This window comes from Staphylococcus sp. FSL K6-0223, from assembly GCF_038008285.1.
The window spans coordinates 1,378,222-1,395,458 of the sequence record NZ_JBBOYX010000001.1 but is presented as its reverse complement, the minus strand read 5'-3'; the positions used below and the strand labels follow the sequence as shown (position 1 = coordinate 1,395,458).

14 protein-coding genes are annotated in these 17,237 nt (G+C 30.2%); 12 read left to right on the top strand and 2 right to left on the bottom strand.

The window, feature by feature from the left end; translation table 11 throughout:
* The first annotated feature begins 168 nt into the window (after nt 1-168).
* The 3 genes from rpsN (at nt 169) to MHI13_RS06885 (ending at nt 2,650) form a co-directional block, all read left to right on the top strand.
* Nucleotides 169-438: a 30S ribosomal protein S14 gene (rpsN, locus tag MHI13_RS06895; RefSeq protein ID WP_002449108.1), complete on the top strand. Its 270-nt coding sequence runs from the start codon at nt 169-171 to the stop codon at nt 436-438.
* Nucleotides 439-632: 194 nt separating this feature from the next.
* On the top strand, nt 633-1,610 hold the full coding sequence (guaC, locus tag MHI13_RS06890) for a GMP reductase (RefSeq protein WP_017174662.1): 978 nt from the start codon (nt 633-635) through the stop codon (nt 1,608-1,610).
* Between the two features lie 14 nt (nt 1,611-1,624).
* Nucleotides 1,625-2,650 (top strand): CAP domain-containing protein, encoded by a 1,026-nt coding sequence (locus MHI13_RS06885; protein ID WP_054105477.1) that lies wholly within the window; start codon nt 1,625-1,627, stop codon nt 2,648-2,650.
* 205 nt (nt 2,651-2,855) lie between these two features.
* On the opposite strand, the gene lexA is transcribed toward MHI13_RS06885, so the two are convergent.
* Nucleotides 2,856-3,476 (bottom strand): transcriptional repressor LexA, encoded by a 621-nt coding sequence (lexA, locus tag MHI13_RS06880; protein WP_002449099.1) that lies wholly within the window; start codon nt 3,474-3,476, stop codon nt 2,856-2,858.
* A gap of 143 nt (nt 3,477-3,619) precedes the next feature.
* Between lexA and sosA the strand changes: the two genes are divergently transcribed.
* The 7 genes from sosA (at nt 3,620) to sbcC (ending at nt 11,764) form a co-directional block, all read left to right on the top strand.
* Complete coding sequence (gene sosA, locus MHI13_RS06875) at nt 3,620-3,853, top strand: DNA damage-induced cell division inhibitor SosA (protein WP_017174664.1); 234 nt, start codon at nt 3,620-3,622, stop codon at nt 3,851-3,853.
* A gap of 185 nt (nt 3,854-4,038) precedes the next feature.
* On the top strand, nt 4,039-4,278 hold the full coding sequence (locus tag MHI13_RS06870; RefSeq protein ID WP_017174665.1) for a DUF896 domain-containing protein: 240 nt from the start codon (nt 4,039-4,041) through the stop codon (nt 4,276-4,278).
* Between the two features lie 101 nt (nt 4,279-4,379).
* The gene (gene tkt / locus MHI13_RS06865; protein WP_340761036.1) at nt 4,380-6,368 is read left to right on the top strand and encodes a transketolase; all 1,989 of its coding nucleotides are present in this window, start codon (nt 4,380-4,382) and stop codon (nt 6,366-6,368) included.
* 231 nt (nt 6,369-6,599) lie between these two features.
* On the top strand, nt 6,600-6,842 hold the full coding sequence (locus tag MHI13_RS06860; RefSeq protein ID WP_037541068.1) for a YneF family protein: 243 nt from the start codon (nt 6,600-6,602) through the stop codon (nt 6,840-6,842).
* A gap of 132 nt (nt 6,843-6,974) precedes the next feature.
* Nucleotides 6,975-7,442 carry a CcdC family protein gene (locus MHI13_RS06855; RefSeq protein WP_002449105.1) on the top strand — a complete coding sequence of 156 codons (468 nt, stop codon included), beginning with the start codon at nt 6,975-6,977 and terminating at the stop codon, nt 7,440-7,442.
* Nucleotides 7,443-7,602: 160 nt separating this feature from the next.
* Nucleotides 7,603-8,727: an exonuclease subunit SbcD gene (sbcD, locus tag MHI13_RS06850; protein WP_017174667.1), complete on the top strand. Its 1,125-nt coding sequence runs from the start codon at nt 7,603-7,605 to the stop codon at nt 8,725-8,727.
* A gap of 1 nt (nt 8,728) precedes the next feature.
* Nucleotides 8,729-11,764 (top strand): exonuclease subunit SbcC, encoded by a 3,036-nt coding sequence (gene sbcC / locus MHI13_RS06845; protein WP_054105479.1) that lies wholly within the window; start codon nt 8,729-8,731, stop codon nt 11,762-11,764.
* A gap of 40 nt (nt 11,765-11,804) precedes the next feature.
* Here the strand turns inward: sbcC and mscL are convergent, their stop codons facing one another.
* Nucleotides 11,805-12,161: a large conductance mechanosensitive channel protein MscL gene (gene mscL / locus MHI13_RS06840; RefSeq protein WP_017174669.1), complete on the bottom strand. Its 357-nt coding sequence runs from the start codon at nt 12,159-12,161 to the stop codon at nt 11,805-11,807.
* Between the two features lie 214 nt (nt 12,162-12,375).
* Here mscL and MHI13_RS06835 point away from each other — a divergent pair, with 214 nt between their 5' ends.
* The gene (locus MHI13_RS06835; RefSeq protein ID WP_054105480.1) at nt 12,376-14,022 is read left to right on the top strand and encodes a glycine betaine uptake BCCT transporter; all 1,647 of its coding nucleotides are present in this window, start codon (nt 12,376-12,378) and stop codon (nt 14,020-14,022) included.
* 370 nt (nt 14,023-14,392) lie between these two features.
* Nucleotides 14,393-17,098 (top strand): aconitate hydratase AcnA, encoded by a 2,706-nt coding sequence (acnA, locus tag MHI13_RS06830; protein ID WP_054105481.1) that lies wholly within the window; start codon nt 14,393-14,395, stop codon nt 17,096-17,098.
* Nucleotides 17,099-17,237 lie beyond the last annotated feature (139 nt).

Sequence of the window (17,237 nt, the reverse complement as noted above, 5' to 3'; positions counted from 1 at the left end):
CTTATCTTTTAAATACGACAAAAAGATAAACTATTATAGACTCATACATGTTTAAGATGAATAACATGTGTGAGTCTTTTAATTTTAAAATAATTGTCTTTGTAATTTTTTAAAAGTATGTTAAGATATAAAACGTAATTATTACGATTTGTAAAAAGGAGATATTATATGGCTAAAAAATCTAAAATAGCTAAAGAATTAAAAAGAGAAAAATTAGTAAATCAATATTATGAATTACGTAAAGAACTGAAAGAAAAAGGAGATTATAAAGCATTAAAAAAATTGCCAAGAGATTCATCTCCAACTCGTTTAACAAGAAGATGCAAAGTTACAGGACGCCCAAGAGGTGTAATGAGAAAATTTGAAATGTCTAGAATTGCATTTCGAGAACATGCTCATAAAGGTCAAATTCCTGGTGTGAAAAAATCTAGTTGGTAACTGAAACTAATACTTTAGTCCATTTACATTGTATTTAAAAAATTGTAAAGTATATAAGGATATAAATAATAAGAGCGAGGAAAAGGTGATTTCTCGCTCTAGATTACGTTATAAATGATTTTTTAAAGCGTCAGATATTTTATTTATGTCTACAGTGTCTTTTTAATTTTTAATGTATAGGGGAAATTTAAAGTATGAAAATTTTTGATTATGAAGATATTCAATTAATTCCAAATAAATGTATTGTTAATAGTAGATCTGAATGTGATACAACTGTACAATTTGGACCTAAAACTTTTAAGTTGCCAGTGGTTCCTGCTAATATGCAAACAGTTATGAATGAATCTTTAGCTGAATGGTTTGCAGAAAATGATTATTTTTATATTATGCATCGTTTTGATGAAGCAGGTCGCATACCTTTTATAAAAAAAATGCAAAATAAAGGACTTTTCGCTTCTATTTCAGTGGGTGTAAAGGAAACTGAATTTGAATTTATAGAAAAATTAAAAACTGAGCATTTAATACCTGAATATATTACAATTGATATCGCCCATGGTCATGCTAATTCGGTTATTAATATGATTAAACATATTAAAAAACATATTCCTCAATCATTTGTTATTGCTGGTAATGTAGGAACGCCTGAGGGAGTAAGAGAATTAGAAAATGCTGGTGCAGATGCTACTAAAGTTGGTATAGGACCAGGACGAGTGTGTATTACTAAAATTAAAACTGGATTTGGTACAGGAGGATGGCAATTAGCTGCATTAAACATTTGTAGTAAAGCTGCACGTAAACCAATTATTGCTGATGGAGGTATTAGAACACATGGTGATATCGCGAAATCTATTCGTTTTGGAGCCACTATGGTTATGATTGGTTCATTATTTGCAGCGCATGAAGAATCTCCTGGCAAAACAGTTGAGTTAGATGGTAAACGTTATAAAGAATATTTTGGTAGTGCTTCCGAATTCCAAAAAGGAGAACATAAGAATGTTGAAGGGAAGAAAATGTTTGTGGAACATAAAGGTTCATTAAAAGATACCTTAGTTGAAATGCAACAAGATCTTCAAAGTTCAATTTCCTATGCTGGCGGCAAAGATTTAAAATCACTAACTACTGTTGACTATGTTATTGTAAGAAACTCAATTTTTAATGGTGATAGAGATTAATATATATTTAGTAGGTGAATGTTATTAAAAAATTCCTTTTATTTACTGCAATATTTCTGTTATTTATCATTATAAAACCCATCGAAGAAAACCAGTTTTTTATTCATTTGCAAAATAATGTAAGAGATAAAGTAGAAGTTTTATTAAATGAAAATACAAGCTATAAAAATAATGTGCTTAAAGTTCCAAAAAAACAAGAATTCGCAGTTAATAATATTCAATTAAATATGTCACAAAAGGAAGTAGAAAATAAGATAGGGCGACCAAAAAGAGTGACTTCAAATGAATATGGTACAAAATGGTACACTTATTATAATGATGATTATCAAAATTTTTTAATGGTAAGTTATATTAATAATAAAGTTAATGCTTTATTTAGTAATCAAAACATTATAACTTCTAAATCTAAAATTAAATATAATACCCCTAAAAAAGTGGTTGAACAACGTCTTGGTAAGCCAGTAGATAAAATTGCAAAAGGACGTAATCGTTTTGTTGTAAAAAATGATGAATATGATGTTTTTTATAAAGATCACATTTATACAACTGCATTTTACGATAAACATAATAAAAATAACTTAACAGGGTTGTTGCAAGTGAGTGAATCGATGGAAAACCGATTACAAAAGCAATATGGTGCACCTTCTACAACGCTAGAAAAAAGCTTTGAATATCAAAACTTTGATTTAGTTAATGCAGAAAGAAAACAACACGGATTAAATACATTGGATTACTCTAAAAAAATATCTAATACTGCAAGAAAACATAGTGAAGATATGGTTAAAAATAATTATTTTGAGCATACTGATTTAAATGGTCATTCACCTTTCGATAGAATGAAACGTGATGGTATACAATTTAATGCTGCTGCTGAAAATTTAGCTTATGGTCAACAAAGTAGTATTTATGCTCACGAAGGACTTATGAATTCTCTAGGACATCGGGAAAATATTTTAAATACACACGTTAATACATTAGGTGTAGGTGTAGATTTTAATAATAAGCGACAACCATTTTGGACAGAAAACTATGCTGGATAATGTTTGATTTATAATATATAGGGGTATGTTCTTTTTGCAAGGAAGTTGATATTATGCCTACAAAGAAAAATAAGAAAAAAGATATACTTGATAAAGTTAAAGAGATTTTAAATAAAAAATAAAACTAGAAGTGCTTAGGCACTTCTAGTTTTTTGTATATTAAACATATATATAAGAGATTTTAACGTAACAAACAAGAGATAAACTACAATTCTCTATAAAGACCAATAACTTTACCGATAACTGTTACATTATCTAAGTAAATAGGACTCATAGCACTATTTTCTGGTTGTAAACGATATCGATTTTTTTCTTTAAAAAAACGTTTTACAGTAGCTTCATCATCTTCAGTCATTGCTACGATAATATCTCCATTTTCAGCAATAGTTTGGCTTCTTACAATTACTTTATCTCCGTCTAAAATACCCGCTTCAATCATACTTTCACCGATAACATTTAAAATAAACACATCACTATTGTGTGTGGATGTTAAATGTTCTGGTAATGGAAAGTATTCTTCTATATTCTCTACTGCTGTAATTGGAACTCCAGCTGTAACTTTACCGATAACAGGAACATAGATAGTTTCTTCTCTAGTCATATCATTATTTTGATCACTCACGATTTCAATTGCTCTAGGTTTAGTAGGATCTCTTCTAATATATCCTTTTTCTTCTAATCTAGATAAATGACCATGCACAGTTGAACTTGAAGCAAGACCAACAGCTTCACCAATCTCTCTTACACTTGGTGGATAACCTTTTATTTGAACAACATGTTTAATATAATCATAAATCTCACTTTGTCTTTTAGTTAACTCTCTCATATATAGGCACTCCCTAAGTTTATTTTAATATAGTATAGCATTTTTTGATTTTTTAAACAAACATTTGTTCGTAATACTATTGACTAGGAACACTCGTTCTGTTAAAGTATTTATACAAACAAATGTTCTAGGAGTGGAAATAAATGCTTAGTAATTATACTAGTAATATCATTAAAAATATAATTGTTCTAGTAGTATCTTGCATCGTTTTTCTGGTGTTTTTTACTAACTTATATCAGAACGCTCATACGGAACACATGTACGAAATTACCGATCATACGATCCCTAAAAAAGCGATTTTAAACGATGATTATAAGAACGATATACCCGATAATACAGAACAAACAGACTATAAAGTGTTCGCCTTAGTTAAATAAATATTTAAGAGATATAGATAAAAAGTTATTACTTCTAAGAAATGGGAATATGAAGTATTATATAAAAATACTTCATTTATTTTAGAAAGAGTTTATGATGCTTAGATTTTTTATCTATGTCTCTTTTTGTTATATTAATTAAGTATTTTATATGTATTAAAGAAAAGAATAGGAAGTGTGATGACATGTCAAATAATAATTTAAATATAGATAGAATTAATGAATTAGCAAAAAAGAAAAAAGAGCAAGGTTTAACAGAAGCTGAAGCAAAAGAGCAATCTAAGTTGCGTAAACAATATTTAGATTCTTTTAGAGAAGGATTTAAACAACAAATTGAAAGTACCAAAGTCATTGATCCAGAAGGTAACGATGTAACGCCGGAAAAACTTAAAAAAATTCAAGAAAGTAAAAAGAATGATCAATAGTTAATAACATTTTAATCATTAACATTATAATCTTATCATTTACTATATTTTTAAGTTATAATATAAAAAAGATGATTAATTCTAGAAGGGAAGTATGTAAGATGTTTAATGAAAAAGACCAATTAGCTATTGATACTATACGTGCATTAAGTATTGATGCAATTGAAGAAGCAAATTCTGGTCATCCTGGTCTGCCTATGGGAGCTGCACCAATGGCCTACACGCTTTGGACTCGCCACTTAAACTTTAATCCACAATCTAAAGACTACTTTAACAGAGATAGATTTATATTATCTGCAGGTCATGGTTCTGCTTTACTATATAGTTTATTACATGTCTCTGGAAGCTTAGAATTAGAAGAATTAAAGCAGTTCAGACAATGGGGTTCTAAAACACCTGGACATCCTGAGTTTCGTCATACAGATGGTGTTGAAGTTACAACAGGTCCATTAGGACAAGGATTTGCTATGTCTGTGGGAATGGCTTTAGCTGAAGCGCATTTAGGTGGTAAATTTAATAAAGATGATATTAACGTTGTAAATCATTATACTTACGTGTTGGCTTCAGATGGAGATTTAATGGAAGGTATTTCTCATGAAGCAGCTTCATTTGCTGGACATAATCAATTAGATAAACTTATTGTATTATACGATTCAAATGATATTTCACTTGATGGTGAACTTAACAAATCTTTCTCAGAAGATGTAAAACAACGTTTTGAAAGTTATGGATGGAACCATATTTTAGTAAAAGATGGCAACAATTTAGAAGAAATTGATAATGCGATTACTAAAGCTAAACAGCAAAATGGTCCTACGTTAATTGAAGTTAAAACAATTATTGGTTACGGCGCGCCAAACGTTAGCGGTACAAATGGTGTTCACGGAGCGCCACTTGGTACTGATGAAAGAAAACTTACATTTGAAGCATATGGATTAGATCCAGAAAAAAGTTTCAATGTTCCAGAAGAAGTATATGAAATCTTCCAAACAACAATGCTAAAACGTGCAAATGAGCATGAAGATGAGTGGAAAGAAAAATTAGAAACATATACAGAAAAATATCCAGAGTTAGCTGAAGAATTTAAATTGGCAATCAGTGGTAAATTACCTGAAAATTATAAAGATGAATTACCAAAATTCAGTAGTGATCATAATGCAGCTACTCGTGCAGATTCTGGAGAAATCATTCAAGCAATTAGTAAATCTGTTCCTTCATTCTTTGGTGGTTCTGCAGATTTAGCAGGATCTAATAAATCAAATGTTAAAGAAGCTACAGATTACAATCCTAATACTCCAGAAGGTAAAAATGTTTGGTTTGGTGTAAGAGAATTTGCTATGGGTGCTGCAGTAAACGGTATGGCAGCACATGGAGGTTTACATCCTTATGGTGCTACATTCTTCGTATTTAGTGATTACTTAAAACCAGCATTACGCTTATCTGCAATTATGGGATTGAATGCAACATTTATCTTTACACATGATTCAATTGCTGTAGGTGAAGATGGTCCAACACACGAACCGATTGAACAGTTAGCAGGTTTAAGAGCTATTCCAAATATGAACGTCATTCGTCCAGCAGACGGTAATGAAACAAGAGTAGCATGGGAAGTTGCATTAGAATCTAAACAAACACCAACATCTCTAGTTTTAACTCGTCAAAATCTTCCTTATTTAGATGTAGATGAAGAAACGGTTGAAGAAGGCGTACGAAAAGGTGCATATGTTGTATTTGAAACTGAAACTAAACCTGAATATCTATTACTAGCAACTGGCTCAGAAGTAAGCTTAGCTATTGAAGTAGCTAAAGATTTAGATAAACAAGGTAAAGGTGTAAGAGTCGTTTCTATGCCAAACTGGTTCGCTTTTGAGCAACAAACAGACGAGTATAAAGAATCAGTTATTCCAAAAGAATTAACTAAACGTGTTGCAATTGAAATGGCTTCACCACTCGGTTGGCATAAATATGTAGGCACTGAAGGTAAAGTAATTGGAATCGATGGTTTTGGTGCAAGTGCACCAGGAGACTTAGTTGTCGAAAAATATGGCTTTACTAAAGAAAATATTTTAAATCAAATTCGCACTTTTTAATATTATGATTTAGTCAACATAGAGAGAGCGGGGAATGAATTCAAAATGAGTTCTTTCCTGCTCTTTTTTATTTTGTGCATAGCACTTTATATGAAGTTATTTATAAATATTAGTATTCGTGTTAAACAGTTTGTTAATATAAAAGCGAAGAGGTGTTATTCTAAAACTAACTCTTGAAATCAAGGTAGTTATTTAGTAAAATTCAGTAGGATATAGAAAGTGGGTGAAACAATGGCAACTTGGTTAGCAATTTTATTAATCATTGTAGCACTTATCATCGGACTAGTTGGTGGTTTCTTCTTAGCAAGAAAATATATGATGGACTATTTGAAAAAAAACCCACCTATCAATGAAGAAATGTTACGTATGATGATGATGCAAATGGGACAAAAACCGTCTCAAAAGAAAATCAATCAAATGATGACGATGATGAACAAAAACATGGATCAAAACATGAAGAGTTCAAAAAAATAATAGTTATTAAAGGATTGTATGCCATAAGGGTTTACAATCCTTTGTTTTTGTTGTAAAACATTTTTAGTTGAAGTATTTAAGAAGTATAATAGTATTAAACTTTTAGTTATGTGAATATAAGAAGGTGTAAATTTGGCATATTTAGTTTTTTCCATAGTATTTGCATTGTTTATGGGGATTGTTGTCATAGTTATTCGTATGAAAGCACAAAAGTTCCCTGTAAATGAAAAGAAAATTATTTTACCTCCTATCTTTATGTCGACAGGGGCTTTGATGTATGTTATTCCATATTTTAGATTAACTGGGGCTGAAATTTTAGAATCTATCATTTTAGGTGTGATATTTTCATCTGTACTTATCTGGACAAGTCATTTTGAAGTTCAAGGCGCTGAGGTATATATGAAACGATCAAAAGCGTTTCCAATCATTTTAATTTCACTTTTAATTATTAGAACAATCATAAAAATATTTATTAGTAGCTCTATTGATCCAGGAGAAATCGGAGGCATGTTCTTTTTATTGGCCTTTAGTATGATTGTTCCTTGGCGTTTAGCTATGTTATATAAATATAAAAATGTTAAAAAATCTTTAGTCTCATAATAGAGATTAATATTATTAGCTTATCTAAAATTAAATAAAATATTATTTTTTGATATTAAATTGAATTGAAGTATAGAGCGAGTATGTGAGTTCATTGAGAATTCAATCTCGCTCTTTTTTAAAATTAAAGTATAATGCTTAAAAAAGTAAGGGGAATGTTATGAAAATTATACATACTGGAGATTGGCATTTAGGAAAGATACTTAACGGAAAACAATTTCTTGAAGACCAATCATTTATTTTAGAACAATTTATCCAATGTTTAAAAGATGAGAAACCTGATGTAGTTGTGATTGCTGGGGATATTTATGATACAACTTATCCAAGTAAAGAAACTATTCATCTTTTTGAAAATGCTATTCATACTATTAATATAGATATGAATATCCCTATGATTATTTCTAATGGTAATCACGATGGTAAAGAACGATTGAATTATGGAGCTTCATGGTTTGAACATTCCAAACTCTTTATTCGTACAAAATTAAAACATATGAATCAACCTATCGAATTTAATGATGTACATTTCTATGTACTTCCATTTGCTACTATTAGTGAAGTAAAAGAATTTTTTAAAGATGCTTCTATTCAAACTTATCAACAAGCAACAGAAAAATGTATTAATTATATAGTAGAAAATTTGAATAAAGAGAAAATAAATATTTTAATTGGTCACTTAACGATAAATGGAGGAAAAACATCGGATTCAGAAAGACCTTTAACAATTGGGACTGTTGAAAGTGTTACTAAATCATGTTTTAACGTATTTGATAAAGTGTTATTAGGACATTTACATCATCCATTTAGTATTAAAGATGACATTATTGATTATTCTGGTTCACTGTTACAATATTCATTTTCAGAAATAAACCAGCCTAAGGGATATAAACGTTTAGTGGTTCAAGATAAAAATGAACTATCAACATCATTTGTGCAACTTAAACCTTTAAGAGAGCTTGAAGTGGTTGAGGGCGAGTATGATGAAGTGATTCAAGGACATATTCAACCTAAAAATAAAGATAATTATATACATTTCAAACTTAAAAATATGTCGCATATTAGTGATCCAATGATTCATTTAAAACAACTATTCCCCAATACTCTTGCGCTTAGCAATATTACTTTTGAAAATGAGGGGCCTTTACATCAGACACAAATACAACAACAAGACGACCAAACTATTATTAAGCAATTTTATAAGATGATTACAGATAATGAGATGACCAAGTATCAGGAAGAAAAAATAAATAATTTAATCACTTTGGTATCGAATAAGGAGGTCTAAAATGAAACCAATAAAATTAACGTTAAATAATTTTGGCCCATTCTTACATGAAAAGATAGATTTTACTCAAATTAAAAATGATCAGCTTTTTTTAATTAGTGGTAAAACTGGTTCGGGAAAAACCATGATATTTGATGCAATTGTATTTTCGTTATTTGGAAAAGCTTCTACAGAAGGCAGAAGTGAAGCGGGATTAAGAAGTCATTTTGCAGAGGCAAAATCTCCTATGTGGGTTGAATATGAATTTCAACTTAATGAAAAATATTTCAAAATTATTCGTCAAGGTGCTTTTACTAAAGAGGGAAACACTAGTCAAACACCAGGAAAACTAGATGTGTATGAATATGATTCTAAAAGTGAAACATATGAATTAAGAGAAAGTAAAATCAGTGCTGGAAATCAATATATTAAGTCATTACTAGGCGTTAATGCTGAACAATTTAGACAGTTATTTATTCTTCCACAAGGTGAATTTAAAAAATTTTTAGTATCCAATAGTACAGATAAACAGGGGATATTAAGAACTTTATTTAATAGTATACGTTTTGAGGAAATTCAAAATTTGCTCAAAAATGAAATGAAAGAAGAGAAAAAACAAATTGAAAAAAGATACGATCAAATTAAATTACTATGGGAAGATATTGACGCATTTGATGATGAGCAATTAATTCAATTGAAACAAATCCATCATATAAAAACTCAAGAATTATTGCAGGCTATTCCCAACTTCAAAACGATAGGTCATCAACTCGAAGAACAAAGACTACATATAAAAAATGAGCAAAAAGAACAATTACATTCTATAATAAAACGCATTGATTTAAATAAAAAGTTAGAACAACAACTGATTGAATTAGAAGAATACCACCAATTAAAACATCAATTAGATGAACAGATTGAAGACATACAAGCATTAAAAGTAAAATTAAATCGATTAAAAGATACTGGCATGCTATTTAATTTATATGATCAACAACGTTTGAAAGAAGAGAAGTATCAAATAATAAAAACCAAAATAATAGAGACTGAGAATAAAATATCGCAAATAAATAATAAAATAAACATACTTGAAAAAGAACATAAACAATTAAACAAGATGAGTGACTCATACCACTTAAAAAGTGAGAATTTAGAACAATCGAAGCCTTTTTATCATCAATTGGATAAATATCAACAAGCATTTGAAGAGCAAGAACATATTATTCATAATTATAATGAAATGATGAAAGAGCAAGAGCAGTTAATTAATAAAGGACATAAAATGAGTCAATCTATTGATAGCTATAAAGTGGATAATAAAGCTATTGATGAGCTGACTGAACAAATATATCAATTACAAAAACAATTAGATGAACAACAAAGTTTAAAAGATAAGTATGAAAAGCAAGTTTCCCTAAAACAACAATATCATCAACATTCAAAAAAGATACAAAATTTAAAAAATGAGATTGATACACTCAATCAACAGTTAGAAAGCATTGATAAACGTAATATTGATTTAAATGATAAACAAACCTTTATTATTGAAATACAGTCAGCGTTACGTATTGGCGATACATGTCCAATATGTGGAAATGAAGTTGAATCTTTAAATCAGCATATTGATTTTGAAACTATTAATCAAAATCATCAATTACTTGATAAACTTTCTGATGAAATTAATGAAAAAAAACAGCATTTAAGTAAAAGCGAAACGACGTGTGAATTACTCTCTCAAAACATATCAGATTTAGGAGAGATAGAGTATGAATCGATTAATTTAGACCAAATCAAAGAAAAGTTACAATGTGCAAAGTCTGAAAAAATACAATTACAACAACAATTAGAAAAGTTAGATAAATTACAACAACAATTTCATGCGTTACAGCAAGAGAAGCATCAGCAGGAACTTAAATTAGAGAAATTAGCTTCTCAAAAACGTCAGAATCAAACTTTAATTCAAGATTTTGAAATAAGCACAGGATATTCAAGTATTGAAACTTTTAAAAATTATTACTTAAGTCTTCAAAAAGAGATTGATGAGTATCATCAACATGTTGATGATACTAATAAAAATATGCAATCATATCAAAATGCGCTAGCTTTAGAAAAAAATAGTGTTGATAATTATTTGACTACGAGTAAAGAACTACAAAACGAATTAGATTATTTTACAACAACTATCCGAAAAGAAATGAAACGATTAGGTTTAGAAAATGAAGATGAAATAAAAAAATTAAAACATGAACTTCAAGATATAGAGCATATTGAAAAAAGAATTAATCACTTCGATAAGGAACAACATAAATATAACGTTGAAATAGAACGATTAACACGTCTTACAAGTGAAAAAGAACTTGAAGATATATCTAATCTTGAAATGCAAAAAGAACATATCGAAGAAAAATATAATCAGTATGTTAATGATGTTGTATCAATACAATATAAAATTAAGAAAAATGATGAAAAATTTGCAAAAATTGAAAAACATATTCACTATTTAGATGAAGAGTTAAAAGAGCAGCAACAAATTTTTAATTTATCTGAGGTTTTATCAGGAAAGAATCATCAAAAATTATCGCTTGAAAACTATGTATTAATCTATTATTTAGAAAGAATTATACATCAAGCAAATATTAGATTAGATATAATGAGCGGGCGAAGATATCAACTTAAACGAAGAGAATCAATATCACAAGGATATAGTGGATTAGAAATCGATGTATTTGATTTATATTCTAATAAGTCAAGACATATTAGTTCATTATCAGGAGGAGAAACGTTTCAAGCATCACTGGCTCTAGCATTGGGATTAAGTGAAGTCGTACAACAAGAATCTGGAGGGATAACGTTAGAATCAATGTTTATCGATGAAGGATTTGGCACACTTGATCAAGAAACTTTAGAAACATCTCTTGATACATTATTAAATTTAAAAACATCTGGACGGATGGTAGGAATTATCTCTCATGTGAGTGAGTTAAAACAACGAATCCCATTAATACTTGAAGTAAATACAAATCAGTATCAAAGTTACACAAAATTTAAATGGAAGTAACAAAAAACATTGGAATATTAATATTCCAATGTTTTTTGATTTATTTATTTGTTTTTAAAAGATCTCGAATTTCTGTAAGTAATACCGTATTTGTATCAATTTCTTCTTCTGGTTCTTCTTTTCTTATAATTGTATTGGCAATCTTAACAAAGATAAATAATGCAAAAGCAACGATAATAAAATCAATAATTGACTGAATGAAAAGACCATACTTAATGCCCCAAATCTGCCAATCTTTAGCAAAATCGACCGAACCGAACAGTTTACCAATCAATGGCATGATAATATAAGTTACTAAGGATGATACAATTTTATTAAAAGCTGCTCCCATAACTACAGCAATTGCTAAATCTAAAACATTTCCTTTAAATGCAAACTCTTTAAATTCTTTTAGCATAGTGATCTCCTATTTATTTAATTTTTATATAATATATTATACAAAACATAAATAAATTAGTAAATATTGAAATTAATGAAATTTGATTAAGATTAAAACGTTTGTTATTATATTAAAGTGGTTTACCGAAAAATTAATTAATTATTTTTATAATTAATTGTGTATTTTTCATTTTGAAAAATTTAATATTAAGATGAAGGGAGTTATATTAGTTATGAATTCTTCTTCTGAATCAAGTAAGAAAGGAAAGAAATTTTCGCCGGTATTTATTTATAGTGCGATTATCGTAGCGATTATTGTACTAATTGGGGCAATTGTACCGGAACAATTCGATTCAATTACTAGTTCAATAAGTGGATGGATTACTGATAAACTTGGTTGGTATTATTTAATACTTACAACTATTATTGTTTTCTTCTGTGTCTTTTTAATTTTCAGTCCAATTGGGAAATTAAAACTTGGCAAACCTGATGATAAACCAGAGTTTAATACGATTTCATGGTTTGCCATGCTATTTAGTGCAGGTATGGGTATTGGTTTAGTATTCTATGGTGCAGCAGAACCTATGTCACACTTCGCAGCACCACCAACTGCTAGTCCAAAAACGACAGAAGCCTTTACTGAATCACTTCGTTCTACTTTCTTCCACTGGGGATTTCATGCTTGGGCAGTTTATGGTGTCGTAGCTCTTGCCTTAGCATACGCTCAATTTAGAAAAGATGAACCAGGACTTGTTTCTAGAACATTACGCCCATTGCTTGGAGATAAAGTAGAAGGACCTATTGGTACGATTATTGATGTACTTTCAGTATTCGCTACAGTAGTAGGGGTAGCTGTATCATTAGGTATGGGTGCATTACAAATTAACGGTGGTTTAAATTACTTATTTGGTGTCCCAAATAATGTATGGGTTCAATCACTTATTATTGTTGTTGTTACAATTTTATTTATTATTAGTGCTTGGTCTGGTCTAAGTAAAGGAATTCAATATTTAAGTAATGCTAATATTGGTTTAGGTACAATATTAATGATTGTTGCTTTAATTGTTGGACCGACTGTATTAATTTTGAACATGTTTACAAGTTCAATTGGTAGTTTGTTCAATACATTCTTATTCAACAGTTTTGATACAGCAGCATTAAATTCTCAAAAAAGAGAATGGATGTCTTCTTGGACACTATATTATTGGGGCTGGTGGTTAAGCTGGAGCCCATTCGTAGGTGTATTTATTGCACGTGTGTCTAAAGGACGTTCAATTCGTGAATTTATTTCAGGTGTATTACTTGTTCCGGCTCTAGTAAGTTTCTTATGGTTCAGTGTGTTTGGCGTATTAGGTATTGAAATGGGTAAAAAACATTCTGAGCTATTCAAGATGTCAGCAGAAACGCAACTCTTTGGCGTATTTAATCATTTACCTTTAGGAATGATTTTATCACTTGTTGCACTTATATTAATCGGTTCATTCTTTATTACATCAGCCGATTCAGCAACATTTGTATTAGGTATGCAAACAACATATGGCTCATTAGAACCATCTAACGTGGTAAAAGTAACATGGGGTATTGCACAATCTCTTATTGCCTTCATCTTACTCTTAGCAGGTGGTGGAGATGGCGCAGAAGCATTAGGCGCACTACAAAGTGCTGCAATTATTAGTGCATTACCATTCTCCTTTGTGGTCATACTAATGATGATTAGTTTCTATAAAGATGCTAACCAAGAACGCAAATTCTTAGGATTAACATTACAGCCTAATAAACATAGACTAAAAGAATATATTGAATATCAACAAAAAGACTATGAATCTGATATATTAGAAAAACGTCAAAATCGACGTAATGCAGAGAAAGTAGAACAATAATTAAAAAAACGCCTAAGACAACTTATTTGTCTTAGGCGTTTTTTAATATGGTTAGATCGAAATATAAAGACTTTCAAAAGAAAATCCACATCCAATATATATTGATATTGGAGCCAAAAATTCAAAATGAATTTCTATTCTACTTTCCTTTTTATTCCATTTAGCTTATTGAAAAAAATTCTCATTTAATAAAAAATACTTATAGTTTAAATGTATGATGATAAGTATTTATTATATTAACTGATTATAAAACCAAAATTCAAATTACTCAAATTCTAGTGATATATAGTTGTTTTAAAAAACATATAATTATACAATTTAATTAAAGGAATATAATTATGAATGTTTAATATTCAAGGGGGATAATCAAATGGCTTCTAACATTAAAGAACAAGCAAAAAAATCATTTGAAGTTCGAGGTAAATCATATACATATTATGATTTAAAAAGTCTTGAAGAACAAGGTTTAACTAAAATTAGTAAGTTACCTTATTCTATTCGTGTTCTACTAGAATCAGTATTAAGACAAGAAGATGACTTTGTTATTACAGATGATCATATTAAAGCATTAGCCCATTTTGGTAAAGAAGGTAATGAAGGAGAAGTACCTTTCAAACCTTCTCGCGTAATCTTACAAGATTTTACAGGGGTGCCTGCGGTTGTCGACTTAGCTTCATTACGTAAAGCTATGAATGATGTAGGTGGAGATATTAATAAAATCAATCCAGAAGTACCAGTTGATTTAGTCATCGATCACTCTGTACAAGTAGATAGCTATGCAAACCCACGTGCGTTAGAACGCAATATGAAATTAGAATTTGAAAGAAACTATGAACGTTATCAATTTTTAAACTGGGCTACAAAAGCATTTAATAATTATAATGCTGTACCGCCTGCAACAGGTATCGTACACCAAGTTAACTTAGAATATTTAGCTAAGGTAGTTCATGTAAGAGACGTGGACGGTGAACAAACTGCTTTCCCAGATACACTTGTTGGTACAGATTCACATACTACTATGATAAATGGTATTGGTGTATTAGGCTGGGGTGTTGGTGGTATTGAAGCTGAAGCAGGTATGCTTGGTCAACCATCATATTTCCCAATTCCTGAAGTGATTGGAGTACGCTTAACTAATTCATTACCTCAAGGATCAACTGCCACTGACTTAGCATTACGAGTAACTCAAGAGCTACGTAAAAAAGGTGTAGTTGGTAAATTTATAGAATTCTTCGGTCCTGGTGTTACCGATTTACCATTAGCTGATCGAGCGACTATTGCTAACATGGCGCCTGAATATGGTGCAACATGTGGTTTCTTCCCCGTTGATGAAGAGTCACTTAAATATATGAAATTAACTGGCCGCTCTGAAGAGCATATTGAGTTAGTTAAAGCTTATTTACAACAAAACAATATGTTCTTTACATCAGATAAAGAAGATCCACAATATACAGATGTAATTCATTTAGATTTATCGACAGTTGAAGCTTCACTATCTGGTCCTAAACGTCCTCAAGATTTAATTTTCTTAAGTGATATGAAAAAAGAATTCGAAAAATCTGTAACAGCTCCTGCTGGAAACCAAGGTCATGGTTTGGATCAAAGCGAATTTGATAAATCAGCTAATATTCAATTTAACGATGGTTCTGAAACAACTATGAAAACAGGAGACATTGCAATTGCAGCGATTACTTCATGTACAAACACATCGAATCCTTACGTTATGTTAGGTGCTGGTTTAGTTGCGAAAAAAGCAGTTGAAAAAGGATTAAAAGTGCCTGAATATGTTAAAACATCATTAGCACCAGGTTCAAAAGTAGTGACAGGTTACTTACGTGATTCTGGATTACAAAAATATCTTGATGATTTAGGATTTAATCTAGTAGGTTATGGATGTACAACTTGTATTGGTAACTCTGGACCGCTATTGCCAGAAATTGAAAAAGCTATTGCTAAAGAAGATTTACTAGTTACTTCTGTATTATCTGGTAACCGTAACTTTGAAGGTCGAATCCATCCATTAGTAAAAGCGAACTATCTTGCTTCACCTCAATTAGTCGTTGCGTATGCTTTAGCTGGTACAGTTGATATTGATTTACAAAATGAACCACTTGGTAAAGGTAAAGATGGTCAAGATGTATACTTAAATGATATTTGGCCTTCAATTAAAGAAGTTGCTGATACAGTAGATAGTGTTGTAACACCTGAATTATTTAAAGAAGAATATAAAAATGTATACAACAACAATGAAATGTGGAATGAGATTGATGTTACTGACTCTCCATTATATGACTTCGATCCTAATTCAACATATATTCAAAATCCAACATTCTTCCAAGGTTTATCAAAAAAACCAGGTACCATTGAACCATTAAAAGATTTACGTGTAATGGGTAAATTTGGTGACTCAGTTACAACTGACCACATTTCTCCAGCAGGTGCTATTGGTAAAGATACACCAGCAGGTAAATACTTATTAAATCATGACGTAGCTATTCGTGATTTTAACTCATATGGTTCTCGTCGTGGTAACCATGAAGTTATGGTGCGTGGTACATTTGCGAATATTAGAATTAAAAACCAATTAGCACCAGGTACAGAAGGTGGCTTTACAACATATTGGCCAACTGATGAAATTATGCCAATTTATGATGCTGCAATGAAATATAAAGAAGATGGCACTGGCTTAGCAGTATTAGCAGGCAATGATTATGGTATGGGATCTTCACGTGACTGGGCTGCTAAAGGTACTAATTTATTAGGCGTTAAAACTGTAATAGCACAAAGTTATGAACGTATTCATCGTTCTAACTTAGTTATGATGGGTGTATTACCATTACAATTTAAAGATGGAGAATCAGCTGATTCACTTGGTCTAAATGGTAGAGAAGAAATCTCTGTAGATATTAACGAAGATGTACAACCACATGATATTATTAAAGTTCATGCAAAAAAAGAAAATGGAGAAGTGGTTGATTTTGATGTCATTGTTCGTTTTGATTCACAAGTTGAAATCGACTATTATCGTCACGGTGGCATTCTACAAATGGTATTAAGAAATAAACTTGCTCAATAATACAATTATTCGAAAAAGTATTTAAAAATTTGAATGTATTTTGAATCCTTAGATGGCAATCTCATCTAAGGATTTTTTCTTCATTCGTGTCATTGAGCTATTTCAGTAATAAAAGTAGTAAATGGGAATTCTATAGCAA

What these genes read in the sequence shown, in the direction of transcription:
- acnA (WP_054105481.1), top strand. Translation starts at nt 14,393, where the DNA reads ATGGCTTCTAACATTAAAGAACAAGCAAAAAAATCATTTGAAGTTCGA.
- MHI13_RS06835 (WP_054105480.1), top strand. Translation starts at nt 12,376, where the DNA reads ATGAATTCTTCTTCTGAATCAAGTAAGAAAGGAAAGAAATTTTCGCCG.
- MHI13_RS06870 (WP_017174665.1), top strand. Translation starts at nt 4,039, where the DNA reads ATGTCAAATAATAATTTAAATATAGATAGAATTAATGAATTAGCAAAA.
- mscL (WP_017174669.1), bottom strand. Translation starts at nt 12,161, where the DNA reads ATGCTAAAAGAATTTAAAGAGTTTGCATTTAAAGGAAATGTTTTAGAT.
- tkt (WP_340761036.1), top strand. Translation starts at nt 4,380, where the DNA reads ATGTTTAATGAAAAAGACCAATTAGCTATTGATACTATACGTGCATTA.
- lexA (WP_002449099.1), bottom strand. Translation starts at nt 3,476, where the DNA reads ATGAGAGAGTTAACTAAAAGACAAAGTGAGATTTATGATTATATTAAA.
- sosA (WP_017174664.1), top strand. Translation starts at nt 3,620, where the DNA reads ATGCTTAGTAATTATACTAGTAATATCATTAAAAATATAATTGTTCTA.
- MHI13_RS06860 (WP_037541068.1), top strand. Translation starts at nt 6,600, where the DNA reads ATGGCAACTTGGTTAGCAATTTTATTAATCATTGTAGCACTTATCATC.
- sbcD (WP_017174667.1), top strand. Translation starts at nt 7,603, where the DNA reads ATGAAAATTATACATACTGGAGATTGGCATTTAGGAAAGATACTTAAC.
- guaC (WP_017174662.1), top strand. Translation starts at nt 633, where the DNA reads ATGAAAATTTTTGATTATGAAGATATTCAATTAATTCCAAATAAATGT.
- rpsN (WP_002449108.1), top strand. Translation starts at nt 169, where the DNA reads ATGGCTAAAAAATCTAAAATAGCTAAAGAATTAAAAAGAGAAAAATTA.
- sbcC (WP_054105479.1), top strand. Translation starts at nt 8,729, where the DNA reads ATGAAACCAATAAAATTAACGTTAAATAATTTTGGCCCATTCTTACAT.